Annotated in this window: 11 protein-coding genes; 4 read left to right on the forward strand and 7 right to left on the reverse strand. The window is 71.3% G+C overall.

Going from position 1 to position 13,238, the window contains the following annotated elements; all coding sequences use genetic code 11:
* Positions 1 to 37: 37 nt before the first annotated feature.
* The 3 genes from pta (at position 38) to pyk (ending at position 4,888) form a co-directional block, all read left to right on the forward strand.
* The gene (pta, locus tag ACKUU6_RS11665; protein WP_407988427.1) at positions 38 to 2,158 is read left to right on the forward strand and encodes a phosphate acetyltransferase; all 2,121 of its coding nucleotides are present in this window, start codon (positions 38 to 40) and stop codon (positions 2,156 to 2,158) included.
* The gene (locus ACKUU6_RS11670) at positions 2,155 to 3,360 is read left to right on the forward strand and encodes an acetate kinase (protein WP_407988428.1); all 1,206 of its coding nucleotides are present in this window, start codon (positions 2,155 to 2,157) and stop codon (positions 3,358 to 3,360) included. The genes pta and ACKUU6_RS11670 overlap by 4 nt, the downstream gene beginning before the upstream one ends.
* A 97-nt stretch (positions 3,361 to 3,457) precedes the next feature.
* Entirely contained in the window at positions 3,458 to 4,888 is a 1,431-nt protein-coding gene (gene pyk / locus ACKUU6_RS11675; protein ID WP_407988429.1) for a pyruvate kinase, read from the forward strand.
* A gap of 79 nt (positions 4,889 to 4,967) precedes the next feature.
* Here the strand turns inward: pyk and ACKUU6_RS11680 are convergent, their stop codons facing one another.
* The 4 genes from ACKUU6_RS11680 to trxA all read right to left on the reverse strand — a co-directional run bounded on the left by ACKUU6_RS11680 (position 4,968) and on the right by trxA (position 9,072).
* Positions 4,968 to 6,182 (reverse strand): hypothetical protein, encoded by a 1,215-nt coding sequence (locus ACKUU6_RS11680; protein WP_407988430.1) that lies wholly within the window; start codon positions 6,180 to 6,182, stop codon positions 4,968 to 4,970.
* Positions 6,179 to 6,766 (reverse strand): DUF6114 domain-containing protein, encoded by a 588-nt coding sequence (locus ACKUU6_RS11685; protein ID WP_407988431.1) that lies wholly within the window; start codon positions 6,764 to 6,766, stop codon positions 6,179 to 6,181. The genes ACKUU6_RS11680 and ACKUU6_RS11685 overlap by 4 nt, the downstream gene beginning before the upstream one ends.
* A 120-nt stretch (positions 6,767 to 6,886) precedes the next feature.
* Positions 6,887 to 7,549, reverse strand: a complete 663-nt coding sequence (locus ACKUU6_RS11690) for a DUF6230 family protein (protein ID WP_407988432.1) — start codon at positions 7,547 to 7,549, stop codon at positions 6,887 to 6,889.
* Between the two features lie 530 nt (positions 7,550 to 8,079).
* Entirely contained in the window at positions 8,080 to 9,072 is a 993-nt protein-coding gene (trxA, locus tag ACKUU6_RS11695; protein ID WP_407988433.1) for a thioredoxin, read from the reverse strand.
* Positions 9,073 to 9,397: 325 nt separating this feature from the next.
* On the opposite strand from trxA, the gene ACKUU6_RS11700 reads away from it, so the two are divergent.
* Positions 9,398 to 10,078, forward strand: a complete 681-nt coding sequence (locus ACKUU6_RS11700) for a TetR/AcrR family transcriptional regulator (RefSeq protein WP_407988434.1) — start codon at positions 9,398 to 9,400, stop codon at positions 10,076 to 10,078.
* Between the two features lie 37 nt (positions 10,079 to 10,115).
* On the opposite strand, the gene ACKUU6_RS11705 is transcribed toward ACKUU6_RS11700, so the two are convergent.
* The 3 genes from ACKUU6_RS11705 to ACKUU6_RS11715 form a co-directional block, all read right to left on the reverse strand.
* A complete protein-coding gene (locus tag ACKUU6_RS11705; protein ID WP_407988435.1) occupies positions 10,116 to 11,801 on the reverse strand; it encodes an acyl-CoA mutase large subunit family protein in 1,686 nt (561 codons plus the stop codon).
* Positions 11,802 to 11,970: 169 nt separating this feature from the next.
* Positions 11,971 to 12,309, reverse strand: coding sequence for a DUF3817 domain-containing protein (locus ACKUU6_RS11710; protein ID WP_407988436.1), 339 nt, complete (start codon positions 12,307 to 12,309; stop codon positions 11,971 to 11,973).
* 75 nt (positions 12,310 to 12,384) lie between these two features.
* Entirely contained in the window at positions 12,385 to 12,924 is a 540-nt protein-coding gene (locus tag ACKUU6_RS11715) for a MarR family winged helix-turn-helix transcriptional regulator (protein ID WP_407988437.1), read from the reverse strand.
* Positions 12,925 to 13,238: the final 314 nt, after the last annotated feature.

Below are 13,238 nucleotides of genomic sequence, written 5' to 3' on the forward strand. Positions count from 1 at the left end.
GACCGTGCACTGAGGACGACCGGAACGGAGCTCCCACGTGGCGCGCAGCGTGTACGTGACCGGGATCGACCGGGGGGACGGCCGGCAGGCCGTCGAACTCGGGGTCATGGAACTGCTCACCCGTCAGGTGGACCGGGTCGGCGTGTTCCGCCCGCTGGTCCACGCCCACGCCCCCGGCGAGGCCGGCTCGGACCACGTGGTGGAGCTGCTCCGCACCCGCTACCGGCTGGACCTGCCGACCACCGAGCTGTACGGCCTCACCTACGAGGAGGCGGCCGCGCTCCAGGCGGCGCAGGGGCAGGACGAGCTGGTCTCCGCCCTGGTCGACCGGTTCCGCGCGCTGGAGCGCAGGTGCCAGGCGGTGCTGGTGCTCGGCACCGACTTCGCCGACACCAACATCCCGGACGAGCTGGCCTTCAACGCCCGGCTGGCGAACGAGTTCGGCGCCTGGGTGCTGCCGGTGGTCGGTGGCCACGACGAGGACCCGCAGGCGGTGGTGGCCGAGGTCCGCAACGCCCACCGGGCCTACCGCGACCTGGGCTGCTCGGTGCTGGCGATGATCGCCAACCGGGTCGCCCCCGGTGCCAGGCAGCAGATCCAGGCCACGCTGGCGGAGAAGCTCACCGTCCCCGGGTACGTACTGCCCGAGGAGCCCGCGCTGGCCGCCCCGACGGTGGCCCAGCTGGTCGAGGCGACCGGCGCCGAGCTGCTGCTCGGCGACGCGGCCGGCCTGGCCCGCGACGTCCGGAGCTTCGTGTTCGGCGGCGCGATGCTGCCGACCTTCCTGACCGCGCTGACCGAAGGCGCCCTGGTGGTCACTCCCGGGGACCGGGCCGACCTGCTGATCGGCTCGCTGGCCGCGCACGCCGCCGGGGCCCCGCCGATCGCCGGCGTGCTGCTGACCCTGGGGCAGCACCCCGGGCCGAACGTGATGGCCCTGGCCGCCCGGCTGGCCCCCGGCACCCCGGTCGCGGTGGTCCCCGAGGGCAGCTGGCCGACCGCCGCCGCGCTCACCCATCTGGAGGGCAGGCTCACCCAGGCCAGCCCCCGGAAGGCCGAGGTCGCCCTCGGGCTCTTCGAACTGCACGTGGACACCGCCGAGTTGACCAGCCGGATCGAGCTGAGCCGGTCCGAGCGGGTCACCCCGATGATGTTCGAGCACGCACTGTTGGAGCGCGCCAGGGGCGACCGCAGGCACGTCGTCCTGCCCGAGGGCGCCGAGGAGCGGGTGCTGCGCGCCGCCGAGGTGCTGCTGCGCCGCAACATCTGCGACCTGACCCTGCTCGGCGAGCCCGACGCGATCCGCCGCAAGGCCGCCGCACTCGGCATCACCCTCCCGCAGGAGGGCGGCGACCACGCCCAGCTCCGGCTGGTCGACCCGGGCACCAGCCCGCTGCGCCAGCAGTTCGCCGAGCTGTACGCCAAGCTACGCGCGCACAAGGGCATGACCGTCGAGCTGGCCCTCGACGTGGTCACCGACGTCTCGTACTTCGGCACCCTGATGGTCCAGCAGGGCATCGCCGACGGCATGGTCTCCGGCGCGGTGCACTCCACCGCGGCGACCATCCGCCCCGCCTTCGAGGTGATCAAGACCTCGCCCGGCGCCGCGATCGTCTCCTCGGTCTTCTTCATGTGCCTGGCCGACAAGGTGCTGGTCTACGGCGACTGCGCGGTCAACCCCGACCCGGACGCCCAGCAGCTGGCCGACATCGCCATCCAGGCGGCCGGGACCGCCGCCCAGTTCGGCGTCGAGCCCAGGGTGGCGATGCTCTCGTACTCCACCGGCACCTCGGGGACCGGCGTGGACGTGGACAAGGTCCGCAAGGCCACCGAACTGGTCCGCGAGCTGCGTCCCGACATCCTGGTGGAGGGGCCGATCCAGTACGACGCCGCGGTCGACGCGCACGTCGCGGCCACCAAGCTGCCGGGCTCGGAGGTGGCGGGACGGGCCACCGTGCTGATCTTCCCCGACCTCAACACCGGCAACAACACCTACAAGGCGGTGCAGCGCTCGGCCGGTGCGGTCGCCGTCGGCCCGGTGCTCCAGGGCCTGCGCAAGCCGGTCAACGACCTGTCCAGGGGCGCACTCGTCCAGGACATCGTCAACACCGTGGCCATCACCGCCATCCAGGCGCAGAACGAAGGAGCGGCCCCGTGACCGGAGCCACCCGGGTCCTGGTGCTCAACGCCGGCTCCTCCTCGGTCAAGTACCAGCTGATCGACATGCTGGACGGCGCCCGACTGGCCTCCGGCCTGGTCGAGCGGATCGGCGAGACCAACGGCCGGCTCGTGCACACCCCGCACGACGGCGCCCGGCGGGAGACCGGCCAGGTCTTCCCCGACCACGGCGGGGCGCTCAAGGCGGTCGCCGAGGAGCTGGCCGCCGACGGCCTCGGCCTGGACTCCCCCGAGCTCGCCGCGATCGGCCACCGGGTGGTCCACGGCGGCCTGCGGTTCACCGCGCCGACCCTGGTCACGGACGAGGTGCTGGCCGAGATCCGGCGCCTGATCCCGGTCGCCCCGCTGCACAACCCGGCCAACATCACCGGCATCGAGGTGGCCCGGGCGCTGCGCCCCGACCTGCCGCAGGTGGCGGTCTTCGACACCGCCTTCCACGCCACCATGCCGGAGTACGCGGCCAGGTACGCGATAGACCGGGCGGTGGCGGACGAGCACCGGGTGCGCCGCTACGGCTTCCACGGGACCTCGCACCAGTACGTTTCGCGGGCCACCGCCCGGCTGCTCGGCAAGGACCCGGCCGAGGTGAACGTGATCGTGCTGCACCTGGGCAACGGCGCCTCGGCCTCGGCCGTCGCCGGTGGCGTCTGCGTGGACACCTCGATGGGCCTCACCCCCCTGGAAGGGCTGGTGATGGGCACTCGTTCGGGTGATGTCGACCCGGGTGTGGTCTTCCACCTGCACCGGGTGGGAGGTCTGACGATCGATGAGATCGACGATCTGCTGAACCGCCGCAGCGGCCTGCTCGGCCTGTGCGGCGACAACGACATGCGCGAGATTCTGCGCCGGGCCGACCAGGGCGACGCGGACGCCCGGCTGGCCTTCGACACCTACGTCCACCGGCTGCGCAAGTACGTCGGCGGCTACTACGCCGTGCTCGGGCGGGTGGACGCGATCGCGTTCACGGCGGGGGTCGGCGAGAACGCCGCGCCGGTCCGCGCGGCCGCCTGCGCCGGGCTGGAGGAGCTGGGCATCGCGGTGGACCCGGAGCTGAACGCGGTCCGCTCCGGCGAGGCCCGGGTGATCTCCCCCGCGTACGGACGGGTGACCGTCGCGGTGGTACCCACGGACGAGGAGCTGGAGATCGCGCAGCAGACCTTCGCCCTGGTACACGGAGCCTGACGGGCCGTCAGCGTCCCACGCCTCGGGACGGTTCGTCGGCGATCTCTCACCATTCGAGCGGAATGCGCCCATAACACGAACGGATAGACTGACCGATATGCGCCGAGCGAAAATTGTCTGCACCCTGGGTCCTGCCACGGACTCCTACGAACAGCTGAAGGCCATCGTCGAAGCGGGCATGAACGTCGCCCGACTGAACATGAGCCACGGCTCCCACGCGGAGCACGAGGAGCGGTACCGCAAGGTCCGCCAGGTGTCCCAGGACACCGGCCGCACCATCGGAATCCTGGCCGACCTCCAGGGTCCGAAGATCCGTCTGGCGACCTTCGCCAACGGTCCGGTGACGGTCGACAACGGTGACGAGTTCACCATCACCACCGAGGACGTGCCCGGGGACCAGCACATCTGCGGTACCACCTACAAGGGTCTGCCGGGCGACGTGAAGCCCGGCGACCCGGTTCTGATCAACGACGGCGTCATCGCCCTGGAGGTCGTCAGCGTCGACGGCCCACGGGTGAAGACCGTGGTGATCGAGGGCGGCGTGCTCTCGAACAACAAGGGCATCAACCTGCCCGGCGCGGCCGTGAACGTGCCCGCGCTGTCCGAGAAGGACAAGGACGACCTGCGGTTCGCGCTGGAGCTGGGCGTCGACATGGTCGCGCTCTCCTTCGTCCGGAACGCGGGCGACATCCACGACGTGCACAAGGTGATGGACGAGGTCGGCATCCGCGTCCCGGTCATCGCCAAGATCGAGAAGCCGCAGGCCGTCGAGGCGATGGAGGAGATCGTCCTCGCCTTCGACGCGATCATGGTGGCCCGTGGCGACCTCGCGGTGGAGTACCCGCTGGAGAAGGTGCCGCTGGTCCAGAAGCAGCTGATCACGCTGGCCCGCCGGAACGCCAAGCCGGTCATCGTCGCCACCCAGATGATGGAGTCGATGATCCACGCCTCCCGGCCGACCCGCGCCGAGGTCTCGGATGTCGCCAACGCGATCCTGGACGGGGCGGACGCGATCATGCTCTCCGCCGAGTCCAGCGTCGGCAAGTACCCGGTCGAGACGGTCAAGACCATGAGCCGGATCGCCGAGACGGCCGAGGAGGAGCTGCTCTCGCAGGGCCTCCAGCCCCTCAACCCGGGCCGCAAGCCCCGCACCCAGAGCGGCTCGATCGCCCGCGCCGCCTGCGAGCTGGGCGACTTCCTGAACGCCGAGGCGCTGGTGGCCTTCACCAAGTCCGGTGACACCGCCCGCCGCCTCTCCCGCTACCGCTCGCCGATCCCGGTGGTGGCCTTCACCCCGGACATCGCGACCCGCAACCAGCTCTCGCTGAGCTGGGGCGTCGAGGCGTACGTGACCGAGCAGGTCGAGACCACCGACGCGATGGTGGCCCAGGTCGACCAGGAGCTGCTGGCGCTGCGCCGGCTGAACGAGGGCGACACCGTCATCGTGACGGCCGGCTCCCCGCCCGGCATCCCCGGCAACACCAACATGGTCCAGGTGCACCACCTGGGCACCCGCGCGGCTCTCTGAGTCCCGCCCGCAGAACGCCCGTGGGGCGCCCCGATCCGTTCGGGGCGCCCCACGGGCGTTCTCGCCGTGCCTGGTCGCCCTAGTACGGCGTGGTGTCGTTGAAGAGCCGCATGCCGGGGATCTTCAGCGTGCCGCCGAACTGACCGGCCTGGACGGCCTTGGCCTGGGTCAGCGTCAGGTCGAGCGGGATCGGGACAGTGCCGAGCAGGTCCCAGAGCCACTTCGGCAGGGTGTCCGGGGTGAGGGTGACCTCGCCCAGGTCGATCGGGATCGGCAGGCCGAGCACCTCGGCCAGGTGGCCGGAGAGGCTCTCCACGTACATGGTGACCGGGCCCTGCCGCATGGTCGAGGTCGATCCCGGGTTGCTCTTCACGTGGAAGGTCTTGCCGGGGATCTGGATCGTCGACATGTCGAGGTTCTCGATGTCCACGCTCGCGGTGGTGAACTTCAGCACCCGCTTGGTGCCGGTCGGCGTCCGCACGTCGTACACGCCGTTGAAGACCGAGCCGTGCAGGGCCAGCCGGGTGGAGCGGAGGGTCCAGTTCTGCTCGGGCACCACGTGCCCGGGCGCGGCCTGGAGGGCCTTCGCCGAGCGGGTGTCCACCGTGCAGTTCGGGTTCGCCGAGGGTGAGGCGGAGGCGGAGGCACTCGACTTCGGCTGGGCCGCCGCCTTGGCGCTGCCGCTCGGCCGCGCGGTGGGAGACGGCGCGGTGGGGGACGGCGCGGTGGTCGGCGTCGCGGCCCTGGGTGCCACCGAGGTGGCCGGAGCCGGAGTCGCGGCCGGGGCCGGCGGCGGTGTCACGCGGGACGGAGTCGGGCTCGGCGACGGGGAGCTGCTCGGCTTCGGCGGCAGGAAGATGCCCACGATGTCGTCGATGATGCCGTTCGGGTGGATCGCCCCCTGGGACGCACCGGACGGGCTCGGCGTGCTCACCGGCGTGGTGGCGGCCGCGGAGCCGGTCGGCGCCGGGGTCGGTACGGCGCTCGGCGTGCCGGGTGTGACGGGCGTGCGCGGCGGCGCCACCGTCGGGGCCGAGGTGGGCAGCCCCTGGGTGCCGGGCAGCGGGGTCAGCTCGCTCTTCGGGACCGGGGTCTCCTCCAGCACCGTGTCCGGGGCGCTGGCGCAGTTCTTCGGGGTGTCGGCGGAGGCCAGCGTCGGGATGGCGCCCATCAGCAGCGCGGTCGGGACGGCGGCCAGCGCGAACGCCCGGCCCCGCAGCCGCGATCCGCGCCGCGGCGCGGCATGCCGCGGGCCCGGCAGCCGGAGCCCGGCCGCCTCGTCTCGCTCGGTCACCGGAAGTGCCCCTCCGGATCGGCGGCCTGCGGCTGGGCGGGCGACACCTGGGTGTCGGCGGCCGGCGCCTCGTGGGCCTCGTGCACCTCGTGCACCTCGTGCGCGAGCACGCCCTGCTCGGACTGGACGCCCTGCTCCGGCTGCTCAGCCGCGAACTCGGCGTCCGCGACGGCCGGTTCGGCCTTCAGCGGGGCCCAGGAGACCAGCAGCCCGCCGCCCACCAGGCCGAGCAGGAAGCCGATCAGGAAGCCGCCGAAGTTGGAGACCGGGATGGAGATCAGGCTGAGGATCGTGGTGGCCACCCCGCAGAACACCCGGACCAGCGGCTGGAACCACGCGGTCAGCCCGAGCGCGATCAGCAGCACGCCGATCACCAGCGAGCCCGCGCCGGCCGTGGTCGACATGGCCATCGTCAGCTGGCCGAGCTTCAGGTGGAAGTACGGGAAGTACAGGATCGGCCCACCCGCCAGGATGGCCAGCAGCCCGCCCCAGAACGGTCGGGTGTGCCGCCAGGTGTGGAACCTCTCCCAGGGGGTCGCCTGGCTCTCCTGCTGGGGCCACGGGGGGACGGTAGCGCTGGACACGAGGCAGCTCCTCGGTGGTACTCGCAGGCGGGAAGGTCGGAGACGGGGTACGGCCGGAGCGGGGTGGTGGCCCGCCCCGGCCGTGACGATCGGTCAGTCAGGTCGTCCGGGGACGGACCGTCAGCCGGCCTCGGGCATGTAGCACTCCACGCCCTCGCCCGAACCCTTCTTGATGTTGAGCTTCAGACCGTTCAGCGTGAAGGTGCCCGCCGTGGTCGCCCACGCGGTCTGCTTGACGTCGCTCAGCACGGCCCGGTCGGCGGCCTGGGCGAAGCCCTGGGCACCGGTGGGCAGCTTGCCCTGCTTGCGGACGACGTCGATCGAGTCGCCCTCCTTGTGACCGAGGGTGGAGGCGTCCTGGCCGATGTTGATGTTGGTGAACTCGGCGTCCGCCTTGAGCTCGGCCACGTCCAGGATCAGGTTCTTGGCGGTGACCGGCTTCTTCGGGTCGCCACCGGCGTTCAGGACCAGGGTCCAGTAGCCGAGCGGGCCGAGGTTGGTCTTCACCGACTGGCACAGGTTGTTGATCGTGGCCTCGTCGAAGGTCGAGATCGCGATCGGGTGCGGCGTGCCGTTCACCTCGAAGTCGACCCCGCCGAACTGGGCGAAGTTCTTACCGTCCAGGCGCGCGGTGGTGACCTTGAAGTCCTGGCCGGAGACGCTGAACGAGGCGGCCAGCGCGTTGCTCGCGAGGCTTACGCCGATGGCCGCGGTGGCGGCGATGCTGGGGACCATCACGAGCGCGAAGCGCTTCCAGCGGGTCTTGCCGAAAGTCTGGGACATGCGAGTCCTCCTTCTGGGACGTACATCTCCGGCCGTCACCGGCGCGTCCCGCGCCGGCCCCGGCTGGGATGGGAGAGAGCCACGTCCTCAATAGCGGCGACAACCTACGGCCGCGCAGGGATGCGCGGCCGGAAAGGACAGGAACCGCTTTCTGGGATCTGCGGATACCCCCCTGCCCTCGCCGTCGGCCTGAACCGGCGGCCACCCGGTGGGGACCTCTGGGGAGAGGACCGGGCGTGGCCGATCGTGCTTGAATCCCCGGCGAAGTACAAGAGGTTCGTTACTGACGGGTAATCCAACATCAGTAGCCGTCGATCATGGAATCTGGCCAATTATCACGCACCGTCACGATCTGACGGGCCGCCTACCCGGAAACGACGTGGAAACACCAGCGAAACACCCCCTCCTCGTCACCGATGGTAATGAGGAGAGGGTGTGGTCAAGATTTGATAAAGGTCCACGAATCGATGGGCATTGTCGCCAAATCACCCACGGCACCGCAGGTCACCGGCCGTGCCAGCACCCGGTGTTCAGAACAGCACGCGGGCCAGCGCGGACCGGGCCGCGACGACCCTCGGGTCCTCGGTGCCGATCACCTCGAACAGCTCCAGCAGCCGCAGCCGGGCAGTGTCCCGGTCCTCGCCGAACGTCCGGCCGACGGTGTCGACCAGGCGCCCGAAGGCGTCCTCGACGTGACCGCCCACCAGATCGAGGTCGGCCGCGTCCAGCTGGGCCGCGACGTCCTTCGGATCGCCGGCCGCCGCCGCCCGGACCGCCTGCGGGTCGAACTTCTCGACCCGCTGCAGCAGTTGGGCCTGCGCCAGGCCGAGCTTGGCCTCGGTGTTGCCGGGCTGGTCGGCCAGCACGTTGCGGTACGCCTGGACCGCGCCGCCCAGGTCGCCCCGGTCCAGCGCGTCGTGCGCGGCGGCCAGCGCCGGGTCCTCCGGCGGAAGCGTGGCGGCGGGGGCCTGACCTGCGGAGGCGCCGGCCCCGCCGACGATGCCGAAGCGCTGCTCGGCCACCGCGATCAACTGGTCGATGATCTTACGGACGTTGGCCTCGTTCTCGGCCCCCTGGAACAGCGGGACGAGCTGGCCGGCCACCACGGCCATCACGGCCGGGATGCCCTGGATGCCGAACTGCTGGGCGATCAGCTGGTTGGCGTCGACGTCGATCTTGGCGAGCACGATCCGGCCCGCGTACTCCTCGGCGAGGCGCTCCAGGATCGGGCTGAGCTGCTTGCACGGCCCGCACCACTCGGCCCAGAAGTCGACCACGACCGGGACCTCGGCCGAGCGTTGCACGACCTCGGCCTCGAAGGTGTCCTCGCTGACGTCGATCACCAGCGGGTAGGGGGCGACCGGCGGGGCGATGCCGTCCGCCTCTGCGGCGGCGGCCTGGCGGGCCCGCTCGGCCCTGGCCTGCTCGGCCTTCTGGGCGGCCTCACCGGCCGCCTTCACTGCGGCGAGATCGACCGCGCCGCGCAGGGCGGAGCTGTTGAGACCTGAATTCCGTGGCTGCATGGCACTATCCTCCCCCGTCCGCGCCAGTGACGTGTGCCAACCGCAGGGAAAGACCCCCGCCCCGATCGGCCGGTAGTGGAACGAGCCCGACGCGGATCCCCATCCGCGCCCCGCGCCCGCCCGATCCCTGGACCGGCGCGTGGTTGTCGCTCTATTCGCTACAGGTCGTAGCGTATCTCCATTCGGGGGCCGTGCCGCAAGCCCTTCCGGGCAACCGGGGGCGTGAGCTGTCCCACTTTCGGCGGTCTCCCGGCTCCCGTCCGGACCGATATGTCGCTACCGTGTGCAGCTCAAGTTACCCGCAGGTAAACCGCAAGGAGGCTCGGTGGCCCCCACCACCCGGCAGCCCGTCGCCACTGCCCCCACCGACCCGGCCCCGGCCGTGGCCGTACGCGGCAAGGGGCGGCCCCGCAGTGCCGCCGCCGACCTCGCGATCCTGGACGCCACCCGCGCCGCACTGGCCGAACTCGGCTGGGGCGGACTGACCATGGGTCACGTCGCGGCCCGGGCCGGCGTCGCCAAGACCACCCTCTACCGCCGCTGGCCGTCCAAGAACGAGCTGGTGGTGGACGCGGTGGCCAGCCTCTTCGACGAGCTGGAGGTGGCCGACCTCGGCAGCCTGCAGGCCGACATCGAGGCCGTGGTCTTCCGCTTCGCCGAACTGCTGGCCCGCCCGGAGACCCAGGCGGCCCTCCTCGCCCTGTTCGCCGAGGGCACCCGCGACCCGCAGCTCCGCCGCCGCATCCGGGAACGGATCGTCGATCCGCAGAAGCACCTGGTCCAGCAGGGCCGGGCGAACGCCCAACGCCGGGGCGAGCTCGGCCCGGACTGCGACGAGGCGACCGCCCGCGAGGAGATCTCGATCATCTTCGACACCATCGCCGGCACCGTCGAACACCGCATGCTGGTGAGCGGCGAACCCGTCACCCCGGACTGGATCCGCCGCTTCACCACCCTGCTCCTCAGCCCCCTCCCGGGCTTCTCCGCCGCCCTGCAGCAGCCCTGAGACTGCCGCAGGGTGCGTCCGCCCCGGCGGCTGACCGCTAGAACATCGCCGTCTCGCGGTAGATCCCCCACTCGTCGCGGAGCGCGTTGCAGATCTCCCCGAGGGTGGCCTCCGCGCGGACGGCGGTGAGCATCGGCGGGATCATGTTCTCCCCCGACCGCGCCGCCGCCAGCAGCTCCGCAAGGGCGCCCTGCACCGCCGCCTCGTCCCGCGCCGTCTTCCGCGCCGCGAGCACCCGCACCTGCTCCCGCTCCACCTCGTGGCTCACCCTGAGGATTTCCAGCTCGGGGGTGACGCTGCGCGGGTGGCAGTTGACGCCGACCACGCGCTTCTCGCCCTTCTCCACGCCCTGCTGGTACGCGAAGGCGGCCTCCGCGATCTCCCCGGTGAACCAGCCCTCCTCGATGCCGCGCAGGATGCCCGAGGTCATCGGCCCGATCGGGTGGTCGGCGGTCGCCTTGTCCAGGATCCGCTGGAAAATCGCCTCTGCCTGCTGCTCGATCCGGTCGGTCAGCGCCTCGACGTACCAGGAACCGCCCAGCGGGTCGGCCACGTTGGCGACGCCGGTCTCCTCCATCAGCACCTGCTGCGTGCGCAGGGCGATCTCCGCCGCCTGCTCGCTCGGCAGCGCGAGCGTCTCGTCCAGCGCGTTGGTGTGCAGCGACTGCGTACCGCCGAGCACCGCCGACAGCGCCTCGACGGCCGTCCGCACGACGTTGTTGTAGGGCTGCTGCGCCGTCAGCGACACACCCGCCGTCTGGGTGTGGAACCGCAGCCACTGCGCCTTGTCGGTCTTGGCGCCGTACCGCTCCTTCATCCAGCGGGCCCAGATCCGGCGCGCGGCGCGGAACTTGGCGATCTCCTCGAAGAAGTCCAGGTGCGCGTCGAAGAAGAAGGAGAGGCCGGGGGCGAAGACGTCCACGTCCAGCCCGCGCGACAGGCCGAGCTCGACGTACCCGAAGCCGTCCGCCAGCGTGTACGCCAGCTCCTGCGCGGCCGTGGCCCCGGCCTCGCGGATGTGATAGCCGGAGACCGAGAGCGGCTTGTACGCGGGGATGCCCGTCGCGCAGTACTCCATCAGGTCGCCGATCAGGCGCAGGTGCGGCTCGGGGGCGAAGAGCCACTCCTTCTGCGCGATGTACTCCTTGAAGATGTCGGTCTGGAGGGTGCCGTTGAGCACGGCCGGATCGACGCCCTGGCGCTCGGCGGCCACCAGGTACATGCAGAAGACCGGCACCGCCGGACCGCTGATCGTCATCGAGGTGGTCACCTCGCCGAGCGGGATGCCGTGGAACAGCACCTCCATGTCGGCGGCGGAGTCGATCGCCACCCCGCAGTGGCCGACCTCGCCGAGCGACTTGGCGTCGTCGGAGTCGTAGCCCATCAGGGTCGGCATGTCGAAGGCCACCGAGAGGCCGCCGCCGCCGGAGTCCAGGATCATCCGGTAGCGCTCGTTGGTCTGCTCGGCGTTGCCGAAGCCGGCGAACTGGCGGATGGTCCACGTCCGCCCCCGGTAGCCGGTGGCGTGCAGGCCGCGGGTGAAGGGGTACTCCCCCGGCCAGCCGATCCGCTCAAAGCCCTCGACCGGCTGTCCGGCGGGCGGGCCGTAGACCGGCTCCACCTCGTCACCGCTCAGGGTGGTGAAGTCGGCGTCACGCTTGCGGGCCTTGTCGTACCGCTGCTGCCAGCGGCCACGGCCGGCCTCGATCTCCTCGGCGTCCATCAGACTCCGACTCCACTCCGTTGCGGCCGCTGCCTTGTGGGCGCGGGACCAGTTACTTCGGCTTGTCCGGCCAATTTACTCGGACGTCCTAGTATCTGTCGATGGTGGCCGAACGACGGAGAGGCGCCCCTCCCGTGTCGGGGAGGGGCGCCTCTCTGGCCTGCTGCGCTCAGACGCCGGCCGGCTGGCGGGCGCCGTCGGCGGACGCCTGCTCGGCCGCCTCGCGAACCACTCGGCGCTCGGCGACGAAGGAGGCGAACGGGATGCAGCCCGCGGCCAGGGTGAAGACGAGTCGACCCGTCGGCCACTTGAGCTTCAGGCCGAGCAGGAAGGTGACCACGAAATACCCGATGTAGAGGTAGCCGTGCAGCATCGCGACGTATGCGGTGACGTCCTCAGCCGTGGAGAAGCCGTACTTCGCCACGATGAAGCCACAGAACACGAGGAGGGCCACACCGGTCGCAACAGCCAGGGCGCGGTACCAGCCCAGCAGGGGGGTCGCCTTCATCTTCAACATCGCCTCGCTCGACTGGATCGGCCGGTACGTCCGGTCTGCGCACCGCTCCCATGAGGGTAACCGGCCCTACACCGCGGCCCGGCCCGGCCCCTCGTCGCCGGGGGACACGAAGTCACCCGCCCCCACCCGGAGTGGCCGCAGGACGTCGAAGATCTGCCGGCACTGCTCCTCGTCGTAGCCCTCCAGGCCGAAGTCCATCGCCATCAGGTCCCGGGTGGCCTGCTCGACCACCTCGCGGCCCCGGTCGGTGATGGCCGCCAGCACGCCCCGGCCGTCCAGCGGGTTGGGGCGGCGGGCCACCAGTCCGGCGCGCTCCAGCCGGTCGACGGTGTTGGTGACGCTGGTCGGGTGCACCATCAGCCGCTCGCCGACCTTGGAGAGCGAGAGCTCGCCGGTCCGGCTGAAGGTGAGCAGCACCAGGGCCTCGTACCGGGCGAAGGTCAGCCCGTACGGCTTGACCACGGCGTCCACCCGGCCGAGCAGGATCTGGTGGGCGCGCATCACCGAGGTGATGGCCGACATCGAGGGAACGCCGCCCCAGCGGCTGGTCCAGAGTTCGTCGGCGCGGGCGATGGGGTCGAATTCGAGAGCGAGGGGCTTTGCCACCCCACCACCGTACCGGCGGCCCGCTCCCGGGGTAGCAGGTGTCCACGATGGCGGACAAGGGGGCGCCCTGGCGGAGTCCCGCCAGGGCGCATCACGGGATGCACCCGCGCATTCCGGACAGCCGACACATCCTCAACATCCGTACAGCCGACGGCAGTTGCCGAATCTAGACCGTGCACCCGAGTCGCAGGACGTCGAATGCCGTCGAAGCCGTCCCCTTTCCAGTGGTTCGCCGGGAATGCCACCCGGCCGTTCAGGCCACCGTCGCGCCCGGCCCGGTGGCGGGAGCTGGCCAACTCCCTTGCCAGACCTGT

Source organism: Kitasatospora sp. CMC57 (genome assembly GCF_045866025.2).
In the GTDB taxonomy this organism is placed as follows: Bacteria; Actinomycetota; Actinomycetes; order Streptomycetales; family Streptomycetaceae; genus Kitasatospora.

Coding starts and splice junctions, on each gene's coding strand:
- pyk (WP_407988429.1), top strand. CDS start 3,458: ATGCGCCGAGCGAAAATTGTCTGCACCCTGGGTCCTGCCACGGACTCC.
- ACKUU6_RS11690 (WP_407988432.1), bottom strand. CDS start 7,549: ATGTCCCAGACTTTCGGCAAGACCCGCTGGAAGCGCTTCGCGCTCGTG.
- trxA (WP_407988433.1), bottom strand. CDS start 9,072: ATGCAGCCACGGAATTCAGGTCTCAACAGCTCCGCCCTGCGCGGCGCG.
- ACKUU6_RS11705 (WP_407988435.1), bottom strand. CDS start 11,801: ATGGACGCCGAGGAGATCGAGGCCGGCCGTGGCCGCTGGCAGCAGCGG.
- ACKUU6_RS11710 (WP_407988436.1), bottom strand. CDS start 12,309: ATGAAGGCGACCCCCCTGCTGGGCTGGTACCGCGCCCTGGCTGTTGCG.